The 1,779-nt window shown below is 72.8% G+C and carries 2 protein-coding genes; both read left to right on the top strand.

What is annotated here, in order from left to right; translation table 11 throughout:
- Positions 1 to 967: 967 nt before the first annotated feature.
- Complete coding sequence (locus IE271_RS40770; RefSeq protein ID WP_190195459.1) at positions 968 to 1,132, top strand: hypothetical protein; 165 nt, start codon at positions 968 to 970, stop codon at positions 1,130 to 1,132.
- Positions 1,133 to 1,335: 203 nt separating this feature from the next.
- Positions 1,336 to 1,677: an STAS domain-containing protein gene (locus IE271_RS40765; RefSeq protein WP_190195458.1), complete on the top strand. Its 342-nt coding sequence runs from the start codon at positions 1,336 to 1,338 to the stop codon at positions 1,675 to 1,677.
- Positions 1,678 to 1,779: the final 102 nt, after the last annotated feature.

Here is a 1,779-nt window from a genome sequence, read left to right as displayed (position 1 = left end):
CCACGGAAGCTGCTCACCCCTCCTCATGCGAAGGCCAACACCCCATCGCACGGCCTCATTCCAAGGGATCACGCCCACTTTTGTTAGGAGTTCTTAGAGTCGTGGGCGGGGTGGGCAGACTCCGCGTCGATGCACGATTCCACAGGGCGGTGCGTCCCTTGACCGCGCACCGCTTGACTCGCGCATCGACGCGGAGCCCGATGAGCGCTCCCCTTCCGGCCGGTCCTGTCCGGGGCTATGGCCGTGAGCGGTCCGGGACGCAGTCCGGCCCGCTGCCCAGCGATTCCACGTCGATGCCTTGATGTGCTGCCCCCTGTCCGCATCTTTACCTGTTTGGTGTCGTCTGAGGACGCGTGGGTGGGGGCAGGCAGTAGGGGCACGGTGCAGGGGCGCCTGGTCGTGCGTGTGTGGTGGCACGTCATGGCCGGCTTCTCCTCCCGAGGGCCGGCCATGGCCCCCGTCCCGCCGGGCGCGGTGTGTGTACGGCGGGTGGGGTTTTGCCACCGTATCGGCCGGCCGGGGGCGGGTAGGGACAGAGGTATCGCGGTACTGCTGCGCACGCGCAACCCGCGCGGCGGCCTTGATGACCGGCGAAGCTGCCCCCGCCCGCCCGCCCGCCCGCCCGCCCGCCCGACGGCCGGCGCCGGCGCGTACGTGCCGGGGACGGTCCGCGGTGCAGGGCGCGCGCGGGCCGGCAGCCGTTCGGTTGCAGGAACGGCTGCGTGCGTCAAGCGGGAGCTGACTCCCCCTTTCGGACGGGCGCACTCCCCGGCAACTGCGTCAAGCAGCCGCCACCCCCGCCTTGCACCATCGGCAGTTCTGCACGCGGACGGGAATCGGCATCCGATGTCCGTGTCCTTGCCGGACGATGCCTGCGATGGGTGGCCCACGCACTCGGTGTGCTGGGAGAAGCGGTGGTAGCTGCCCCGGCTGGCCGGAAGGCGGCGGCCGCCTCCAGGCGGGCCCGGTGCGCGAGACGGGCGGCATCGCCAAGGCCGCCACGGTATCCGGGGCCGCGCACGCCCGCAGGGCGACCGACGCGCTCGCCGCGTTCCTGCACACCCTGCCGGAGCCGGCGCTGCCCGGTCCCCGGCGCCCCCACCGCCCCGGCCGGTGCACTGCGCGTCCTTGAGGAAGGACCGTCCGGCCCGGGACCGCTGACCACCTGGACCTCGGAGGTCACTCTCCCTGCGGGCGGGCACGTTCACCGCGCCCGCCCGCGACTTTCTGCGCGCCGAAGTGGGGCGCGGACGGCCGGGGAGGGATGTCAGGCTGAAGGGGTCGGGTCGGGGGAGGGATGTCGTGGTCCATCAAGGCTGATCGGGGGTGGCGGGCATGGCGCAGGGACCGGATTTCAAGCTGGTAGTCCGTGATGTGCAGGCCGGAGACGACGCGGTCTGGGTGGGTGTGGCCGGTGTGCTGGGGCTGGATGAGCTGCAGCTGCTGACCGAGGCGGTCGCGCAGCTGGCGCAGGGCGAGGACGGCACCCGCCGGGTGGTGCTGGACCTGTCGGGCGTCTCCTACTGCAGTCGCGACAGCGCGTTCGCCCTGTGGGGGATGTGCGCGGGCTTTGAGGCGATGGGGGTCAGGGCGCGCCTGGCGGAGGTGAGCACCATGGCGCGGATCGCGGTCGTGGGCGCGCGCCTGAACAAACGGTTCTCGTTCCTCGAGCGGTGAGGCCCGCCCCAGCGCCTTCGAGGGCGGCATCGCCGGCAGGGCGGCGGGAGGGGGTGAGGGCCCGAAAGCAGGTGCCGGTTTCCGGGCCCTCACCCGGCCGCG

The sequence above is a fragment of the Streptomyces minutiscleroticus genome, from assembly GCF_014650875.1.
Taxonomy (GTDB): domain Bacteria; phylum Actinomycetota; class Actinomycetes; order Streptomycetales; family Streptomycetaceae; genus Streptomyces; species Streptomyces minutiscleroticus.
This window is presented reverse-complemented; position numbering and strand designations above follow the sequence as displayed.